Genomic DNA, 17,812 nt, shown 5'->3' on the forward strand with positions numbered 1-17,812 from the left:
CATCCTGACCACCCGGCCACGGGTTCACCCCCCGGTTCGGCGTATCCGCGGTGCCGCCCGCGCCACCCGTCACCCGGCGGGCGGGGGTGGCGGCAGCAGCAGCTCGGGCCGGGCCAGCGCCCTCCGGGCGGCGGGGCCCGGTTCCAGCGCGGCCCTGGCCACGATCCAGCCTGCGCGCAGGTGCGGATCCCCGGGTTCCCGCTCCAGCCCTTTGGCGTACCCGTCGAAGGCGGCCGCCGGATCGCCCGCCGCCAGGTGCTCGTCCGGCGTACGGGGCTCGGCGGGCGGCACACCGAAGAGATGCGTGCGGACGTCGGGCCAGGAGGCGCGGTCGGACCGGAAACGGAGGTCGTCCGGGGCGGCGGACCCGCCGCCGGACCGGGCTTCGGGTGGCACGGAGCGCTCCTGCGGACCATGGCCGGCGGCGCCCCCCGGCGGCGGGAGGAGGTTGCGCAGCCGCCACTCCGTGCGGTGCAGGGCGGCGGCGGTGCGGGCCCGGGTCCGGGCGGGCTCGGGGACCGGTTCGCGCAGCCACCCGTCCAGGGTGCGGGCGAGACCGGTGACCAGGGCGCGGCCGGCCGCGGTGAGCCGCCCACTGCTGAGGAGGGTGCGTACGACCAGGCGGCTCTGCGTCCGGCGCAGCGCGAAGTGGTAGGCGGCCGTCCCGGCGTACTCCGGGTCGGCGAGCCGGTCCCGCCAGAAGCCCGCGACGCCGGTGAACGCGTAGGCGCCGTGCAGCAGACCGGTGAGGTGACGCGGGTCCGGGCGCCAGGGCGCGTAGAAGCGCTCGGCGCGGTCGTCGGACAGGAGCGGGAAGAGGTGGATCAGCGCGGCGAGCTTGCTGTGCTGGAACTCGTGGACCAGCGCCTCGGCGAGGGCGAGCGCCGAGGAGGGGCGGGAGACGACCATGGCGCCGTAGGCGTCGCCGCTGGACGCCGACACGCGGACGTCGGGCGGGGGCGGAGGCAGCAGGGCGGTCCTGGCCCAGGGGACGACGGACCGGATCCACGCGGGGTCGAGCCGTCCGGGTCCCGCTCCGTCCGCCCCCGCGAGGATCGCGACGGCCTCGTCGAACAGCCGCTGCCAGGCCACCGCCTCGTCGTGGTCCAGCCGGGCGGGCGGAACGGGGCCGTCCAGATCCCGGTAGGGGTCCAGATCCTCCAGAGGGATGGCGACGGGGCCGTCCGGGGCGGCGTGGGTGAGGGTGCGCAGCGGGTGCCAGCCGGGGGCGCCGGGGTCCGCGGGAACCGGGTCCGTGAAGGTGCGCAGCGGCGGCGGGACGGGGGCCTCCGGGCCGGAACGATCCACCGGCACGGGTGCGGGACGGCAGGTCAGGGTGATGGGCCGGCCGCGGCGGTCCGGTCCGCTCAGCGTCATGACGCCGGCGCGGGTGCCGGCTCTGCCCGCGCCGACACCGGGGGCCCCGTCCGGCAGCCGGGCCAGTCCCAGGCCCGGCAGGTGCAGGGCGCCGTCGTCCAGCGCGACGCGCAGGGATGTCTCCGTACCGGCGTACAGCGAGGCGGCCACCGCGAGGCTGTTCAGCCGGGCCGCCTCCGCCCACAGCGGCGGCCCGGTCGCCGTACCGTGCAGCCGGCGCAGGAGATGCGCGATCCAGGCGCCGGTCGTGGGAGCGAGCAGCAGCCCCTCGACCGGCTCCGGCGCCCGCTCCGCCGCCTCCTTGAACACCTTCCAGGCGCTCGTGGCCCCGGGCAGCGGAGTGCGCACGTCCCGGACGCGCTTCAACAGGGTGCGCAGCAGCAACAACCGGCGGGCCCGCTCACCCTGTTCGAGGAAGGCGACGGCCGCGGCGGAGCCGCCGCCGGACGCCAGTTCCGCGAAAAGGTGGCCGGGCATGTGAAACGGGGTGGTGCGCGGCTCGCCGGTCATGGGGTGGGACCTCCGGTCACGGATGCGGGCAGGGCGGCCGGCGGCCCGCCGGGGCCTGGGCCGGCCCCCCGCCGCCGCCGAGGCGCGACGGTCACTCGGCTCGGGCGGAGCCCTCGTTTCCGCCTCGGATGCCGCCGCGTGCGCGCAGCACCTCTTCGAGCACCCGGACACGCGGGCTCAGTGGCGCGAGCTCGTCCAGCGCGGTCAGGGGCAGGCCCGCGAGGTCGGTCAGATCCGACTCCCAGACATCGGTCCCCGCACCGGTGGCCTGCTCCCGGTCGGCGGTGCGGCGCAGAGCGGGCGGCTGATGCAAGATGCTCCCCCTTCTCGCACGGTGGCACACGATGCCCCGTGCCCGAGTTCCTTTTCCATCATGGCCATTCCTACCCGGGTCGAAAACCGTACGATCACGCCACTCGATCTTTTGTGCGGTCACGTCCGCCATCACACGGTCGCCGGGCCGCCCGGCGCGGCCCCTGGTCCGTGCGCCCCCCGTGCGGGGCATGCCGGACGGGACCGGTGGGGTGGCCTGCGACATCTGTCCGGGCCGTCGTCGAGTACGTCCGGGCGGGGAAGCCCGCGGCAGCCCGTCCTTTCCGGCCGGTGGCCGGGGTACGGCAGGGTACGGCCCGCTCCTCTGAGGGGCCCGAGACATGTCCGTACGGCCGGAAACAGTTCTTCCGGATCCCGCCGGGGCCGCGCGCGCCCCCGCGAGCTTCGGGAAGCACGGCCCGCGCATCGCTGCTTCGGCCGGTGACCACGACCGCCGTCGTGTGCCTCCGGTGACACCGGTGACGCGAGGGCAGGGCCGCCTGATTCCGGTCAAGTCGCCCCTATTCTGGAAAGGTTGAGGGTCGAGCACACGTGCGACGACCCACCCTCGGCCGCTCCGTCGGCCCCGATGACCGGACAACAGGGGGACCCTGTGCGCCCTGACGCGGTGGTAACGCATTTCCTGTTCGCCTCGGCGCTCGTCCTGACCGTCGGCCATGCCGCCGGCTGGCTGGCCCGGCGCCTGCGACAGCCGTACATCGTCGGCCAGCTGGCCGCGGGCATAGCGCTCGGGCCCTCCCTGCTGGGCAGCGCGGCGCCGGACGTTCACGCCCTGTTGTTCCCGGAAGAGATCGGCGCGTCCCTGCGGGGACTGGCCCAGTTCGCCCTGGTGGTGTTCCTGTTCGCGGTGGGGTACGAGCTGGACCTGAAGGTCCTCGGCTCCCGCGCGCGCACGGCGGTGGGCGTGGCGCTGACCGCCTTCCTCGTTCCGATGGCCGTCGGCAGCGGATGCGCGCTGCTGTTCCGGGAGCAGCTGGTCGCGCTGGACATGCCCCGTCTCACCGCCGGAACCGTGGTGTTCGCCGGGGTCGCCCTGTCGATAACGGCGGTACCGGTACTGACGGCCATAGTGCGGGAGAACGGCCTGGCCGGCACCGTGCCGGGGGTGCTGGCGGTGTCCGCCGCCGGGCTGCTGGACGTGATCGGCTGGACGGTGCTGTCAGGCACCCTGCTGGAACATGGCGACGGGCAGGAACTTCCGTGGCAGTGGCGGGCGTTGCTCGCGGCCGGCTTTGTCGCACTGACGCTGGCGGCGGCCCGTCCGCTGCTGCGCCGACTGCTGTGGCGCACCCGGATGGAACCCATGTTCCGGCTGTCGCTGCTGATCGGCTTCGCCTTCGTCACGGCGTCCGTGACGCAGTACCTGGGACTGCACGCGATCTGCGGTGCCCTGCTCGCCGGGGTGGTCTGCCCGCGGGAGAAGGGCGGCACACTCGATCCCGATCTGCTGCGGCCGCTGCAGGACATCAGCTCGCTGCTGCTGCCGTTCTTCTTCGTGGTCTCCGGCCAGGCCGTCGCCCTCGGTGCTGTGAACGGCACGGGCTGGGCCGCGTTCGCCGTGGTCACGGTGCTGGCCGTGGTCACCAAGACGGGCGGCGGCACGGTGGCGGCACGGCTGGGCGGGCTGGACCGCGACGACGCACGGACCGTTGGGGTGCTGCTGAGCGCCCGCGGCCTGACGGAACTGATCGCCCTCGACGCGGGTCTCCGGGCAGGCCTGCTGAGCGCGCCCCTCTACACCGTCCTGGTGCTGATGGCCCTGGCCACCACGCTGCTGACCCAGCCGCTGCTGATCCTGGTGCGCCGCGGGGCCGGGCGCGCACCCCTGCGCCCGCCCCCGCCCGCCCCGCACGGCTCCGGCGGTCCGCCGTGTGCGACCACCTCGGAGGGTACGACGGCGGCTCCAGGCCCCTGACACGGCGCCCGCTCCGCTCCCCGGTGTTCGCGGAGCGGGGACGAACGCGGTCCCGGGCCCGCCCCCGAGTCGTCCCGGACACCGGACCCGAGCCGCGGAGCACCGGGCCCTGCCTCACGGACGCGCCGGGCCGTGTGTCACAGGGGCATCGGTGCCATGTCGCATTCGATGCGGGCCCGCTGGAGGGCGGCGGCGAGCCACGGGTGGTCCGGGCGGACCCGGCGGGTGAAGCCCTCCACCGCCTTGCGCTGGAGTTCCTCCGCCTCGGCGCCGCGGCCCAGGCCCCTCTTGTCGAGGGCGAGGTTCGCGGTCACCGCCAGGGTGAGGGGGTGGTCCTCGCCCGCGACCTCCGCGAGCAGCGGCAGGTTGGCCGAATCGATCGCGTGGGCCCGGTCGAAGTCGAGCTGCCCGTACGCCGTGTTGGCGCGGCCGATCGCCACCGTCAACGCGGTGATGTGGCGCTCTCCCAGTCCGTGGGTCAGCCGGTGCTGCACGTCCTCCTCCAGCTCATGGGCCGCGTCGTGGTCGCCCAGCGCCCGCCAGGTCGCGGCGAGGTTGGCCTTCGTCAGCAGCGTGTACGCGTGGTCGCCGCCGAGGCGCTGCTGGAACCGCCGTACGGTCGACTCCGCGAGCTGACGGGAGCCCTCCGGGTCGCCGGCCAGGCGCAGGTCGACGGAGAGGTTGGCCGCCGTCGTCAGGGAGTCGAAGTGGTCGGAGCCGTACCGGGCGATGAAGCGCCTCAGCGTCTCCTCGGACAGCTTGGCCGCCTCCGCCTGCGCACCGTCACGGCGCCGGCACACCGCGAGGTTGCGGGCGATGCGCAGGGTGAGGGGATGCTCCTCACCGAACGCCACACTGGCCCGGCGGTGGACGTCCTCCTGGAAGTCGCGCGCGCCCTTGTAGTCGCCGCTCTCGCGCATGTCGATCGCGAGGGCGTTGAGGGTGTTGAGGGTGAAGAAGCTGGCAGGCCCGAACAGCAGTTCACGCTGCTGGGCGTTCTCCTGGTCCAGCGGCAGCACCTCGTGGAATCTGCCGCACAGCCGGAGGCCCACGCCCCAGGAGTGGGTGGCCCGCAGCGTCATCGGATCGTCGGGGCCGAACAGCGACCGGGCCAGCTCGGTGGCCTCCTCCGTGAGCTTCCGCGCCTCGTCGAAGCGCCCCTGGTAGCCGCGGGCGTCGGCCAGCTCGCACAGCGAGTCGATGACCTCCTCGGCGTCGGCGTCGATACGGCGCGACACCTCCAGCGCCTTCTCGGTGAGCGGGATCGACTCGGGCACCTGGCCGATCTGACGGAGCAGGAAGCCCAGGCTCTTCATGATCCGGATGACATGGAAGTCCTCCTCGCCGGAGGCCGCGATCCAGGCACTCCAGGCCTGCCGCGCGAAGTCCGCCGCACCCTGGTGGTCACCCCAGGTGTAGAGGAACCAGACGGTGTCGAAGACCAGTTCACGCACATAGGTGTCGGTGCTGGTCACCGCCTGCGACGTCAGCACGTGCGGCAGCAGCGCCTGGTAGGCGCGCCACTCCAGGGACGAGCCGTACGGGCCGGGCTTGGCGGCCGACAGCAGCTGATGGGCGGCGGTCCGCATCGCCTCGCGCTCCCGCGCGCCCAGCTTGGCCAGGAGCACGGTCTGCAGCAGACGGTGCATCTGGAGCGTGTCGGACCGCGGGTCCACCCTGATCAGGGAGAACTGGCTCAGGTCCCGGATCGCGCGGTTCAGCTTGATCGACTCCCGCAGCAGCGGGTCGACCTCGGGCGTCACGTTCACTCCCCGGCTGCCGCGCAGCATCGACCTCGGGATGGGCTCCGGGGCCATGCTGGCGCAGATGTCGAGCAGCTGGCGGGCGCCCGGGTTGTTCTCCTGGATGCGTCCCAGCGAGATGTCCCAGGCGGCCGCCACGGAGACCGGGTAGTCGGGGGCCGGATCGAGCTCCAGGATCTCCGGACTGCGCTGGTCGAGAAGATCGAGGTACTCGTCCACCAGCATCCCGGTGACGGCGCGCCAGGAACCGGCCTGCTCCACCGCCAGCGGCAGGTCACCGAGGGCCTCGGCGAGCCGGCCGGCGTCTTCCGCCGTGAGATCGGGGGAGCGCCGCTGGAGCAGCTCGATGGACTCCTCCCGGTCGAACACGTTCACCGGGAGCGGGGTGGCGACCCGTTCCCAGGCCCGGTTCCGGGAGGTGACGACGACCTTGCCGGGCCCGTTGGTCGGGAAGTACTGGCGCACCGCCTCGACGTCCTCCGCGTTGTCGAAGACGAGCAGCCAGTTGTCGTACGGCGCGCCCGAGCGCAGCGCCTCGAGCACCGCGGGCACGGCGGTGTTGGCGGCGGGCGCGCCCAAGGCCTCCTGCCCCGTCGGGGCGACGCCCAGCTGGGCCGCCAGCTGGGCCAGCGCGGCCAGGATCAGGCTCTCCCGTTCGGCGGGAATCCAGCAGATGACGCGATAGTCGTGCTGGTGGGTGTAGATGTACTCCAGCGCCAGCTGGGACTTGCCGACACCGCCCAGCCCGTGCAGCGCGTGCGGCAGCACGGCCGCCGTGTCCTGGGAACCCAATTGGTCCTCCACGGCCCTCAGCAGCGCCTGCCGGCCGACGAACGAGGTGTTCCGGAGGGGAACGTTCACCAGAAGGGCGGGCGTAGCGGTCGTGGTGCTCTGCATGAGCGGCTCAGCCTCCGGGGCTTCGTCTGGTCGGGTGGCGTCGGTTACCGGGGTTGACACGGGCTCTCCTGGGTCGTCGGGACCGTTCGACGGGGGCAGGCTTCCCGCTCCGCCGGACGATCCCCCATCAATAGCGCGGTTCACCTCGGAGGGGGTAACTCCGGAGGAACCGGCGTGCACCCAGTCGGCGGTACCCGTCCCGGTGCCGCCGGTGAGACGGGGCTCGATCCGGCGGGCCCGCTCGGAGTACGGGCCCGACAGCGCCCGCATCACCGCCAGCTCGCTGCGCGCCCAGCCGCGCTCGGTCGGGTCGGGCAAGGAGGCGCCCAGGGGGTCGCGCAGCGCGGCGCGCAGCGCGACCCCGCGCTCACCGGCCGCGGGCAGCTCTCCCACCAGGCTGACGGTCCGGGCGAGTTGACTGCGCGTGGTGGTGGCGAGCAGTTCCTCGCGTACTCCTTCGGCGAACTCGGGCCGGCCCTCGGCGCCGTTCTCCCAGTCGATCAGGCCGCCCATCAGGATCTCCGCCAGATGGTCCGGCCGGGTCTCGGGCATGGTGCGGTGTCGCAGCTGCTCGAAGAGGTCGAAGTCGAACGGCACGGCGGCGAGCTGGGCGGCGAGCTTGCGGGCGGCCGGGGTGGCGAGGGTGGAGAAGCGGCGGACGGCGGCCCTGGCGGCGCGCGGGAAGCGGGGGGCGCGCAGTCCGGGCGCGGGCGCACCCTTGACGAGGGTGCCGGCGAGCACGACCGGCAGGGCGCGGCGTACCCCCCGGTCCCCGGTCACCAGGACGGCCCAGGCCGCGATCGAGCCCGGTTTGAGTGAGAGCACGGGCACCGGTACCGATCCGTCACCTCCGTCCGGCAGCGGGCGCAGCGGGTCGGGGCCGCCGGGCGGGGGCCAGTGGGTGAGGGCGTCGTTGGCGGCGCCGAAACCGCCGGCCTCCAGTACGGCCTCGTACGGGTAGAGCGTGGAGCGGCGGCGCATATGGGGCGGCAGCAGGTGGACGAGGGCCGTGGGGCCCGAGTGGGCGAGCCGGCCGAGGAGTTCGTCGGCGGCGGGCGCGGCCCAGCCGTGGGCCAGCCCGTCGGTGACGACGAGGTGGACGCGGCTGCCGCCGCCGTCGAGGAGCTCGCCGATCCCGGAGGTGGCCCGCCCCGTGCCCCAGCGGAGTGTGGCGGGCCCGCTGCGCGGCAGGCTCACCCGGACGGTGCGCACCGTGCGGAAGGCCCCGCTGTGCTCGGCGGCCCTGGCGAGGCGGGTGACGGATTCCTGCCAGATCCGCAGCGTCGGGGCGTCGTCGACGACGAGGACCAGGTGGAAGGCCGCGGTGCGGGCCGGGCGCAGGAAGGGCATCCACATCCCGTCGACCACCCCCTGCTCCGCGGTGGTCTCCTCGTCGAGCTCCAGGGCGTCGCGGGAGGGGACGCGGCGGGACAGCAGGTGCAGGGCGCGCGCGTATTGCGCGGTGACCCGTCCGGGTCCGTAGTGCGACCGGTCGCCGGCGGGCAGCAGTGGTCGCCCGGCGTCCACGGCGAAGGGGCCCTCGATGCCGGCCAGGAGGTGCTCCGCGGATCCGCCGCTCGTCGGGGCCGCCGTGCGGGGCCGGGAGGGGACGGCGGAGGCCGGGCATACATCGGCGGAGGGCAGGGGTGAGGGCAGGGGTAAAGGCTCGACGGCGGTCGGGGGCTCGTCGGCCGCGGGCGTGTCCGGTCCTTCCCCGTCCGCCCTTACCGGCGTCGGCGAGGGTTCGGGGTGCCGGACCGCCGGGGGTGACGCGGGATCGGGGACGGGGTCCGGGGGCGGCGCGCCGGCGGCCGGGCCGCCGTGGCGGTCCCAGTACGCGGCCAGCCAGACCGCGTCGGCGAGGTCCTGCCAGCGTGGCCCGGACCGGTCCGGGCCGTCCCTGGTCGTCGCTCCGTGCCCGTTCGCCCGGTGGGCGGACTCGGGGAACGCCGAAGGAGGCGACGACCCCGACACGGGGAACCCGTCGCCTGGCCCGGATGCGTGCTCCCTGGGATAGCCCTTCATTCAGCGGCCCTTCGCGAGGTCGCGCAGGAGCATTTCGACGAGCTTACGCCCGTCCCCATCCGCCTGGAAACCACCCGCCGTAGTCATCTGGACAGCATTGAGCAACTGGTCGAGCGAGTGGGTGCCGCCCGCCTCGACCCGCTGGACGAACAGGTCCACCAGGTCTTCGGTGCCCTGGGGCCGGGTGCCGAGGTGCCCCTCCACCATCGCCAGAAGCTGCTCTCGCGTGGGCGTACGCATCTCCAGCGGCAGACACCGCCGGCGAAAAGCGGCCGGAAACTCACGCTCTCCGTTACTGGTGATCACCACGACCGGGAACTCCCGGCACTCGACCCGGCCACCCAGCACGTCCGCCCGGCTCCCGGGGTCACTGGTGTGGACGCGGGCCGAGTCCGCGGCGTCACGCACCAGTTCCGGGACCTCATAGCTTCCATTCTCCAGGACGTGCAGCAGATCGTTGGGCAGGTCGATGTCGCTCTTGTCGAGCTCGTCGACAAGAAGCACCCGGGGTCGATCGTAGGGCAGCAGAGCCGTGCCGAGTGGCCCGAGAGTGACGAAGTCACCCAGCTGCGGCGGAAGTTGACGCGTACTTGACTCGTCGGCGTCGTCCACCGGTGCCTCCGGACCGTCGCCGCCCGCGGTCCCCAGTCCCGCGCGCCAGGCGGCGATGGCCTGCGCCCTGCCCATGGCGTCATGGGCGTACAGGCCGTCCCGCAGGGTGGTGCGGCTGACGATGTTCCATTCGAGTACCCGGCCGAGGCCGAGTTCCCTCGAGATCAGATAGGCGAGGGTGGACTTGCCGACCCCGGGCGGTCCGGTGATCAGCAGCGGCCGGCGCAGCAGCAGGGCGGCGTTGACGACGTGGATCTCCTCCTCGCCCAGCTGCGGCGCGACGTCGCCGGGGCCGAGGCGGCGCACGGCCGCCTGGGTGTCGGCGCCGGGCACCGGGCGGGGCGGGGCGCCACGGAACAGCCGCCATGGCGGAGCCTGCGGCAGCGCCGGCGGCACCGCCGGTACCCGGCCCGTGCCGTGGAACACCCGCCAGCCGCCTGGGGCCGACTGCTCCTGAGCCGTCATGCCGGTGCCTCCTCGCTGGCGAGATCGCCGGGGTCGGTGGGCTGGAAATCGATGGGCCGGGTGGGATCGTCCCAGAAGAAGCCGATATGCCTGCCGAGCAGCTCACCCGGCCCCTGGCCGTCGCTCTCGGCGTTCCTGCGCAGCAGGTGGACGGCCGTCGGGATACGGGCCGGAGTCTGGGCGGCGGCGAACAACGCGGTCACCACCTCCCGTCGCTCCTCGACGAAGACTCCTCTGCGGTCCCATATCGCGAGCCCTATCCCCTCGGCGATGGCGGCCTTGAGCGCCGCCAGTGCCCCGGTGCCGCTGGGGGCGTCCAGCACCACCGCCGTATGTCTTGATTCCCCGGCGAGCCCCGCCTGCCACGCCCCGGGATGCCGGCCGTCCGGTTCGCGCCAGTCGTGCACGGTGACGCCCTGCTCCCCCAGGGTGCGCCAGCGCTCCCGCCACTGGTCGCGGATCACGGTGTCGTCCGAGTACATCCGTTCCAGACTGCGCAGGTGGACGCCGTACTTGAGACTGAGCGGCAGCGGCTGGCCATCGCCGATCCGGTGCGTCAGCCCGGCCACATCGTGGTTGAGCAGGTCGTAGGGGAGCAGGAACTCGATGTACGGCGGCGGGGGCCGGCGCCCTCCGGTGTCCGGCTCGCGCGGCGCCGTCCAGAGCCGGGTGCCCTGCCTCAGCGCCCGTTCGACGGCGGTACCGAGGTCGTCCAGCGTCGTGCAGGCGGGTTCACCCGGCTGGGGGTTCCAGTATCCGGGCACGGTGTTGAGCCAGGGGCGTACGACGATGTCCCGGGTGCCGTCGCGCGCCGGTTCGACGGCGATGACGAGGCAGCAGGGTATGTCCGGGTCGCCCGGCGCGGCAGGGGCGGTCCGCCGGCGTCTTTCCAGCTGTTCGGCCAGGCCGGACCGGCGGGCCCAGTCGCCGGCCCAGCCGCTCAGGGCGTCGCGGTGGGCGGGGGTGGCGGCCAGGCGTGCGGCGTGGTCGACCAGGAGCACGGCGGGCGGCAGTCCGTCCAGTTGCGCGGTCCGGGCGAGAACGTGCGAGAAGAGCTGATCGGGGGTCAGCCCGGTGGGCAGGTCGCGCCCGTTGAGTTCCTCCACGAGCGCGTCGCGCAGCCGGGTGGCGGGTAAGTCGCCCCGGGCCAGGACGGCGCGGGCACCGAGCTCGTCCTCGCGGGAGATCACGGGGCCGGCCAGAAGGTCGGAGCCCGCCGTGTCCGGTGCCCGGCCGAGCAGTCCGTCGAGCAGCCGGTCCAGCTCGTCGCCCGCCAGGTCTCCCTCGAGGATCCGCACCACTTCGACCAGTACGCTCTCGCCGCCCGCCGTGTTCAGTGCCGCACGTACGAGCAGGACGACGTCCTCGCGTAATTTGACGCCCCGCAGGTCGACCTGACCGCCCAGCAGGTCGCCCAGCACCACGGCGAAGTGCAGCCGGCTCTGCGCGTCCTCCATGCAGCCGAGGTCGCACAGGGCGTTGGTCAGCCCCAGCAGCACCCGGCTGCCCCGCGCGCGCTCGGGTTCACCGAGCCCCGTGTCCGTTGTCACCGACTTTCCCCCTGAGCCGGTTCGTCTGCCTGACCGGTCAGCGAAGTTAGCACGGCTACCAGCGGTTAACCAGGGACGAATGAGACCGCCGCCCCACCCCACGGTGAGGATCACTCGCACGGGTGACGTCGCTGGCTGGGATCGTTCGCACCCGCGATCCGGACCACCGCGCCGCCACACCGGGAGCCGGCGCCGGCACACCGCCGCCCCTTCCCGGTCGCCGCGACGACCGTCCGGGCGTCGGCCCCCGCGCGGGAACGCGGGAGCCGGCGCGCGGGGGCGGTCACAGCCGCGGGTCGACCGGTTCCGACTCCAGTGCCAGGACGGCGAAGACCGGCTCGTGGACGCGCCAGAGGGGTTCGCCCTCGGCGAGGCGGTCCAGGGCTTCCAGGCCGAGCGCGTACTCGCGGACGGCGAGGGAGCGCTTGTGGTTGAGGAAGCGGCCGCGCAGCCGGGCCAGGTTCTCCGGGCGGGTGTACTCGGGCCCGTAGATGATCCGCAGGTACTCGCGGCCCCGGCACTTGATGCCCGGCTGCACCAGGCGGCCCGAGGCGTCACGGACCACGGCGCCGGCCGGTTTGACGACCATGCCCTCTCCGCCGCGTCCGGTCATCTCCAGCCACCAGTCGACGCCGGCCCGCACCGACTCGGGGTCGGCCGTGTCGACGTGCAGACGCCGGGTGGTCCGGAGCAGGCCCGTCGCATCGTGCTCGATCATGCGGTCGAGCAGGGCGAGCTGCCGGTCGTGGGGCAGGGCGGCGAGGCTGCGGCCCTGGACGGCGAGGATCTGGAACGGCGCCAGGTGAACACCGTCAAGACCGTCCGTGGTCCAGCAGTAGCGGCGGTAGGCGTCGGTGAACGCCGAGGCGGCGCGGGCGCGTTCGCGCTGGCGGGCCAGCAGCTCGCCCACCTCGACGCCCCGGGCCGCCGCGCCCTCCAGGGCGGCCAGGGCGCCCGGGAAGACCGCGCCGGAGGCGGCCCCGACGGCGGCGTACTGCGAGCGCAGCAGACCGGACGCCTTCAGGGACCACGGCATCAGTTCGGCGTCCAGCAGGATCCAGTCGCACGCGCCGGAGGCGCTGTCGGACGCAGCCAGTTCCTCCCAGAGGCCGGCCCCGGTGACGGCGGCGCGCAGCCGTCCGAGGATCTCCTCCGTGACGGACGCGTCGTCGAAGAAGGGGCGCCCGGTGCGGGTGTACAGCGAGCCGGTCACGCCGCCGTCGGCGCCGAAGCGCCCCGCGGCCACGTCCGCGTCCCGGCAGACCAGGGCGACCGCCCGCGAACCCATGTGCTTCTCCTCGCACACCACCCGGCCGACGCCGTCCCGCTCGTACTGGGCGAAGGCCTCCACCGGGTGCTCCAGGTACCCGTCGAGGTGGGAGGTGGCGGTGGGTGCCATCGTCGGCGGGAGGTACGGCAGCAGGCGCGGGTCGATCGCGAAGCGGCTCATGACCTCGAGGGCCGCGGCCGCGTTGTCCTCGCGGACGGAGACCCGGCCGGCGTACCGGGTCTCCACGGTCCGGCGTCCGTGCACGTCCGCCAGGTCCAGCGGGCGCCCCTCACGGCCGCCCGGCGCATCGGTGCGCAGCGGGCGGGCCGGCTCGTACCAGACCCGCTCGGCCGGTACATCGACCAGTTCGCGCTCGGGCCAGCGCAGCGCGGTGAGTCTGCCGCCGAAGACCGCGCCGGTGTCCAGGCAGATGGTGTTGTTGAGCCAGGTGGCCTCCGGGACGGGGGTGTGCCCGTAGACGACGGCAGCCCGGCCGCGGTAGTCCTCGGCCCACGGGTAGCGCACCGGCAGGCCGAACTCGTCGGTCTCACCGGTGGTGTCGCCGTACAGGGCGTGGCTGCGGACCCGGCCGGAGGTGCGGCCGTGGTACTTCTCCGGCAGACCGGCGTGGCAGACGACCAGTGCGCCCCCGTCGAGGACGTAGTGGCTGACGAGTCCGTCGATGAACTGCCGTACCTCGGCGCGGAACTCGTCGCTCTCCGCGTCCATCTGGGCGACGGTCGCGGCGAGTCCGTGGGTGTGCTGGACGGTGCGGCCGCGCAGGTGGCGGCCGAACTTGTTCTCGTGGTTCCCGGGCACGCAGAGGGCGTTGCCCGACCTCACCATGGACATCACGCGGCGCAGTACCGCGGGGCTGTCCGGGCCGCGGTCGACGAGGTCGCCGACGAAGACGGCGGTACGGCCCTCGGGGTGGACCCCGTCGGTGTAGCCCAGCTTGCCGAGCAGGGACTCCAGTTCGGCGGAGCAGCCGTGGATGTCGCCGATGATGTCGAAGGGGCCGGTGAGGTGGGTGAGGTCGTTGTGCCGCTTCTCGGTGACGACGACCGCGTGCTCGGTCTCCTCCACGCCGCGCAGCACATGTACCTTGCGGAAGCCCTCGCGCTCCAGGTGGCGCAGGGAGCGGCGGAGTTCGCGGGTGTGGCGCTGGATGACCCGGCGCGGCATGTCCGCGCGGTCGGTGCGGCCCGCGTTGCGCTCGGCGCACACCTGCTCGGGCACGTCGAGCACGATGGCGATGGGCAGGACGTCGTGCTGCCTGGCGAGGTCGATCAGCTGACGGCGGGCGTCCTGCTGGACGCTGGTGGCGTCGACGACGGTGCGGCGGCCTGCGGCGAGGCGCTTGCCGGCGATGTAGTGCAGCACGTCGAAGGCGTCGCGTGACGCGCTCTGGTCGTTCTCGTCGTCGGCGACCAGGCCGCGGCAGAAGTCGGAGGAGATGACCTCGGTGGGCTTGAAGTGGCGGCGGGCGAAGGTGGACTTGCCGGAGCCGGAGGCGCCGATCAGCACGACGAGGGAGAGGTCGGTGACCGGCAGGGTGCGGGCCCGACCGGGGGAGCCGGTGGTGTCGTCGGTGGTCATGCGGCCTTGGCCTCCTTCGGGGTCCCGGCCTGGAACACGGCCATCTGCGTGGGCGGCCCGACCTCGGGATCGTCGGGCCCGACGGGCTCGAACGCGACGCCGTACCCGTAGCGTCCGGCCACCTGCTCCGCCCAGGAGCGGAACTCCTCACGGGTCCACTCGAAGCGGTGGTCGCCGTGCCGGACATGACCGGCCGGCAGGCTCGCCCAGCGCACGTTGTACTCGACGTTGGGGGTGGTCACCAGCACCGTGCGGGGGCGGGCGGCGCCGAACACCGCGTACTCCAGGGCGGGCAGCCGGGGCAGGTCGAGGTGCTCGATCACCTCGCTGAGCACGGCGGCGTCGTAGCCCCGCAGCCTCTTGTCGGTGTAGGCGAGGGAACCCTGGAGGAGGTTCACGCGCGCGGACTGCCGCTCCCCCATGCGGTCCAGCTTCAGCCGCCGGGAGGCGATGGTGAGCGCCCGCATCGACACGTCGACGCCGACGATCTCGGTGAACGCCGGGTCCTTGAGGAGCTGCTGCACCAGTTGCCCCTGGCCGCAGCCGAGGTCGAGCACCCGGGCGGCACCGGCGGCGCGGAGCGCGGCGAGGATCGACTCGCGGCGCCGCACGGCGAGGGGCGTCGGCTTCTCCTCCTGCTCGGTCTCCGCCCCGACGGCGTTGTCGACGTCCTCGACGGCGGTGTCGTCCGTCTCGGCCAGCCTGACCAGCTCCAGGCGTTCCGTCGCCTGCCGGGCGAGTGACCAGCGGCGGGAGAGGTAGCGGCTGGTGATCAGCCGCTGTTCCGGGTGTCCGGGCAGCCAGCCCTCGCCGGCCCGCAGCAGTTTGTCGACCTCGTCGGAGGAGACCCAGTAGTGCTTGGCGTCGTCGAGGACGGGGAGCAGTACGTAGAGGTGGCGCAGTGCCTCGGCGAGGGTGAGCGTGTCCGCGTCCAGGACCAGGCGTAGGTAACGGGAGTCGCCCCACTGCGGGAACTCGCTGTCCAGCGGCACGGGCTCGGCGGTGACCGTCCAGCCGAGCGGCTCGAAGAGCCCGCGGACGAGTCCGGGGCCGCCACGCGCGGGCAGCGCGGGCACCTCGATGTGCAGCGGCCGCGGCTGGGCCGGGAGCTGCGGGCGGGCGGTGCACACACCGCGCATCGCGCTGGAGAAGACGGCGCTCAGCGCGACGGCGAGCAGTGAGGAGGCCGCGTAGGGGCGGTCGTTGACGTACTGCGCGAGGGCGGCGTCGGGTGCGCCGCCGCGCCCCTTGCCCTTGCCGCGCCGGACCAGTGCCACCGCGTCCACCTCCAGCAGCAGCGCCGCCGTGCAGCGCTCGGCGTCCGCCTCGGGATAGAGGACGTGTGCCGTGCCGTAGGAGGTGGAGAACGCCTGCGCCTTGTCGGGATGCTTGTGCAACAGGAAGCCGAGGTCGGTCGCGGGTTGTCCGGCGGAGCCGGTGGTACTGATCGTCAGGAACACGGTGGTTACACCTCGAAACACCTTCTGAGCTGCGTACACACCGGGACTCCGGCGCGTCCGATCAACGTACAGGGAAGGGGTCACGAGGTCGCACGGAATTTCGGCGCCACGGAGTGCGAGGGGACCGCCCCCGGCTGGAGGCGGTCCGGCTCGCCGTGCGCGCCCCTACGGCAGCTGGGACTGCACCTGGGAGGAGATCAGCTCCAGGTGGTCCAGGTCGGAGAGGTCGAGGAACTGGAGGTAGATGCGCCGGGAGCCGGTCCCGGCGTAGCGGCCGATCTTCTCGACGACCTCGGCCGGGGAGCCCGCCAGGCCGTTGGCCTTGAGCTCGTCGACCTCACGGCCGATCGCGGCGGCACGGCGGGCGACCTCCCGGTCGTCCTTGCCGACGCAGACGACGAGGGCGTTGGAGTAGACGAGGTCGCCCGGGTCGCGGCCGGCCTCCCGGGCGGCGTCGCGTACCCGGCCGAACTGGCGGGCCGTGTCCTCGACGGAGGCGAAGGGCATGTTGAACTCGTCCGCGTACCGGGCCGCGAGGCGCGGGGTGCGGGTCGCGCCGTGGCCGCCGATGAGCACCGGCACCTTGGCCTGGACGGGCTTGGGGAGCGCGGGCGAGTCGGTGAGGTCGTAGTGGGTGCCGTGGTGGTCGAAGGTCCGGCCGGGCTCGGTGGCCCACAGTCCGGTGACGATCTCCAGCTGCTCCTCGAGGCGGGCGAACCTCTCCTTCGGGAAGGGGATGCCGTACGCCTTGTGCTCCTCCTCGAACCAGCCTGCTCCCAGGCCGAGTTCGATGCGGCCACCGGACATCTGGTCGACCTGGGCGACCTGGATGGCGAGCACGCCGGGGAGGCGGAAGGTGCCGGCGGTCATCAGTGTGCCGAGCCGGATGCGCCGGGTCTCGCGGGCGAGTCCCGCGAGGGTGATCCAGGCGTCGGTGGGGCCGGGCAGGCCGTCGCCGGAGCCCATGCCGAGGTAGTGGTCGGAGCGGAAGAAGGCGTCGAAGCCGAGGTCCTCGGTGGCCTTGGCGACGGTGAGCAAGGTGTCGTAGGTGGCCCCCTGCTGGGGCTCGGTGAAGATACGGAGATCCATATCTCCATCCTGCACGCCCGCACGCTCACGGGCGTGGACGGCCACGGCCGACCGTACGGCGTGCCCCGGCGCGGCCACGGTCGGATGAAGCCGGGCGGAGGACGGTGACGCGGTACGTCAGGGCAGCCGGCGACCGGCACGGTGAAGATCGCCGGCTCGGGCGGAGCCGGAACGGCCGGCACCCTTGCCGGGGGTGTGCGCCGGGGCGTCGTCGTGCCGGTTCCCGGGTCCTGCCGCGTCGCCGGGCAGACGGAAGCGCGGCGACGGCGTCGCGCCGGACGGTGCGGAAGGCCGTGGTGCTCAGCCGGCCTCCCGCACCGGTAACGCCTCTTCCCGGTCCGCCAGCCTGCGGAGCATCTCCAGCACCCGGTCCCGGGACTCGTCCGCCGCGTCGATGACCTCCATGCACTGCCAGTACATCGCCTCGTCGTTCACGGAGCAGGCGATGCCCACCAGGGCGATACCGACCTCGCCGAGCAGACCGCCGAGGCACATCAGACACTGCCGGGCCTCGCCCACTTCGGTGAGCTGGGCCGCGCGCGGTTCTCCCGGACCGAACCCCGGGGTGCTCAGCACGCCGCAGCCGCGACCGGCCAGCTCGGTCAGCCCCAGGGCCTCGCCGCGCAGTTCGGGCGGGCCGACCACCGCCAGCCTGCCGCCTATCGCCTGTGCCAGGGCCTGCGCCTGCCACACCTCGGTCAGCAGATCCGGCACGCCGCCGGCCGCGGCCAGTGCCCTTCTGCTCGTCACGATGAGCCGCACAGCGTCCATGCGCTGCCCCCGTCTGTCCGACGCGCTGCCCACGCGTCCGCATCCGTCGAACTCCCTTGTACACTACCCAGAGTGAGGGAGCGTGAGACAAAAAGCCAGAGGAAGACCGAAATCTGTGGACACAAATTCGAGCAAGCCCGCATCATCGTATACGGAGAGTGACAACGGAGTTGACG

General features: G+C 73.4%; 10 protein-coding genes. 1 reads left to right on the top strand and 9 read right to left on the bottom strand.

Annotated features, from left to right (window positions below; all coding sequences use genetic code 11):
* Positions 1-69: 69 nt before the first annotated feature.
* A complete protein-coding gene (locus HTV45_RS23505; protein WP_251692611.1) occupies positions 70-1,854 on the bottom strand; it encodes an HEXXH motif domain-containing protein in 1,785 nt (594 codons plus the stop codon).
* A 124-nt stretch (positions 1,855-1,978) separates the two neighbouring features.
* The gene (locus HTV45_RS23510; protein ID WP_215207837.1) at positions 1,979-2,200 is read right to left on the bottom strand and encodes a hypothetical protein; all 222 of its coding nucleotides are present in this window, start codon (positions 2,198-2,200) and stop codon (positions 1,979-1,981) included.
* A gap of 627 nt (positions 2,201-2,827) precedes the next feature.
* Here HTV45_RS23510 and HTV45_RS23515 point away from each other — a divergent pair.
* Positions 2,828-4,135, top strand: a complete 1,308-nt coding sequence (locus tag HTV45_RS23515) for a cation:proton antiporter (RefSeq protein WP_308309739.1) — start codon at positions 2,828-2,830, stop codon at positions 4,133-4,135.
* Positions 4,136-4,272: 137 nt separating this feature from the next.
* On the opposite strand, the gene fxsT is transcribed toward HTV45_RS23515, so the two are convergent.
* The 7 genes from fxsT to HTV45_RS23550 form a co-directional block, all read right to left on the bottom strand.
* Positions 4,273-8,820 carry an FxSxx-COOH system tetratricopeptide repeat protein gene (gene fxsT, locus HTV45_RS23520; protein ID WP_215207839.1) on the bottom strand — a complete coding sequence of 1,516 codons (4,548 nt, stop codon included), beginning with the start codon at positions 8,818-8,820 and terminating at the stop codon, positions 4,273-4,275.
* On the bottom strand, positions 8,821-9,897 hold the full coding sequence (locus tag HTV45_RS23525) for a MoxR family ATPase (protein WP_215207840.1): 1,077 nt from the start codon (positions 9,895-9,897) through the stop codon (positions 8,821-8,823).
* Positions 9,894-11,447, bottom strand: coding sequence for a hypothetical protein (locus tag HTV45_RS23530; RefSeq protein ID WP_215207841.1), 1,554 nt, complete (start codon positions 11,445-11,447; stop codon positions 9,894-9,896). Before HTV45_RS23530 ends, HTV45_RS23525 begins: the two co-directional genes overlap by 4 nt.
* A 283-nt stretch (positions 11,448-11,730) precedes the next feature.
* Complete coding sequence (locus tag HTV45_RS23535; RefSeq protein ID WP_215207842.1) at positions 11,731-14,316, bottom strand: polynucleotide kinase-phosphatase; 2,586 nt, start codon at positions 14,314-14,316, stop codon at positions 11,731-11,733.
* Positions 14,313-15,776 carry a 3' terminal RNA ribose 2'-O-methyltransferase Hen1 gene (locus tag HTV45_RS23540; RefSeq protein ID WP_215207843.1) on the bottom strand — a complete coding sequence of 488 codons (1,464 nt, stop codon included), beginning with the start codon at positions 15,774-15,776 and terminating at the stop codon, positions 14,313-14,315. Before HTV45_RS23540 ends, HTV45_RS23535 begins: the two co-directional genes overlap by 4 nt.
* A 165-nt stretch (positions 15,777-15,941) precedes the next feature.
* A complete protein-coding gene (locus tag HTV45_RS23545) occupies positions 15,942-16,865 on the bottom strand; it encodes an LLM class F420-dependent oxidoreductase (RefSeq protein WP_215207844.1) in 924 nt (307 codons plus the stop codon).
* A gap of 300 nt (positions 16,866-17,165) precedes the next feature.
* Positions 17,166-17,636: a DUF6099 family protein gene (locus tag HTV45_RS23550; RefSeq protein ID WP_215207845.1), complete on the bottom strand. Its 471-nt coding sequence runs from the start codon at positions 17,634-17,636 to the stop codon at positions 17,166-17,168.
* Positions 17,637-17,812 lie beyond the last annotated feature (176 nt).

This window comes from Streptomyces sp. CHD11 (assembly GCF_018638295.1).
Taxonomy (GTDB): domain Bacteria; phylum Actinomycetota; class Actinomycetes; order Streptomycetales; family Streptomycetaceae; genus Streptomyces.

Bases quoted from the DNA above. Each gene is read 5' to 3' on its own strand.
- HTV45_RS23505 (WP_251692611.1), bottom strand. From the start codon at position 1,854: ATGCCCGGCCACCTTTTCGCGGAACTGGCGTCCGGCGGCGGCTCCGCC.
- fxsT (WP_215207839.1), bottom strand. From the start codon at position 8,820: ATGAAGGGCTATCCCAGGGAGCACGCATCCGGGCCAGGCGACGGGTTC.
- HTV45_RS23525 (WP_215207840.1), bottom strand. From the start codon at position 9,897: ATGACGGCTCAGGAGCAGTCGGCCCCAGGCGGCTGGCGGGTGTTCCAC.
- HTV45_RS23535 (WP_215207842.1), bottom strand. From the start codon at position 14,316: ATGACCACCGACGACACCACCGGCTCCCCCGGTCGGGCCCGCACCCTG.
- HTV45_RS23545 (WP_215207844.1), bottom strand. From the start codon at position 16,865: ATGGATCTCCGTATCTTCACCGAGCCCCAGCAGGGGGCCACCTACGAC.
- HTV45_RS23550 (WP_215207845.1), bottom strand. From the start codon at position 17,636: ATGGACGCTGTGCGGCTCATCGTGACGAGCAGAAGGGCACTGGCCGCG.